Raw genomic sequence first — 688 nt, 5'->3', positions numbered from 1 at the left:
TTGCCCGTTTGTTCGCAGTCATTTTCATTGCAACGACGTTGTCGCCCTTTGCAAGGACTGTCGTCGCCGTTCCGCTGAGACTTTCGTCGAGGTAGACCTTGACAGACGTGGAGGCTGTCACCTTGGCAAACGGTACATACGTTGCCTTTCCACGCGTTATTCTAGCGTACCCACCATAGACCCAGCCGGTCTTTCCCTTCGCCTGACCGAGTCCCTTCGCCTGAACCCAGCCCTGGCCGAGCCCAAGTGCAGTTCGGGTCTCCGTGGGTGCGGCCACTTCGAGGACAGTGCTGCCGATCGTAATGGGTTGGTCCCGGAACATGAGTCCCGTTTCGGTCGTGAGCGTCGCGCCGGGCTGCTTGCCGGCGGCAACGGGGGCACTGCCGCCCGTAAACTGATAGGCGAACAACGATGGGGTATTGCTCTTGACGACGAGCTTGGGTTTGCGGGAGCCCTCGACGTACTGCCATGTCTCATAGGTCAATGGGGCGGTCTTGCCGTCGGCGCCCGTGCCCGAACCATAGATGCCAAGTTCGTAGACAAGGGTCTTGCCATCGGTTGTCCGTGACGCGCTGCGAACGAACGGTTGGAGGATGCCGGTTGAGGTGGGCGGCGGAGTCACGCTCGTGACCTTGCCAGCCTTGGTCTTGATGCCGAGGAACGTTCCCTTCGTATCCTGCATGGGGCC

At 60.6% G+C, this 688-nt stretch carries 1 protein-coding gene; it reads right to left on the bottom strand.

Translation table 11 applies throughout. The features are described from left to right. The coding region (locus tag SMC5_RS03045) for a hypothetical protein (protein ID WP_165848947.1) at positions 1-682 on the bottom strand (682 nt) is incomplete at its 3' end. Between the last annotated feature and the right edge of the window lie 6 nt (positions 683-688).

The sequence above is a fragment of the Candidatus Cryosericum odellii genome (genome assembly GCF_003570935.1).
Lineage (GTDB): Bacteria > Caldisericota > Caldisericia > Cryosericales > Cryosericaceae > Cryosericum > Cryosericum odellii.
This window is presented reverse-complemented; position numbering and strand designations above follow the sequence as displayed.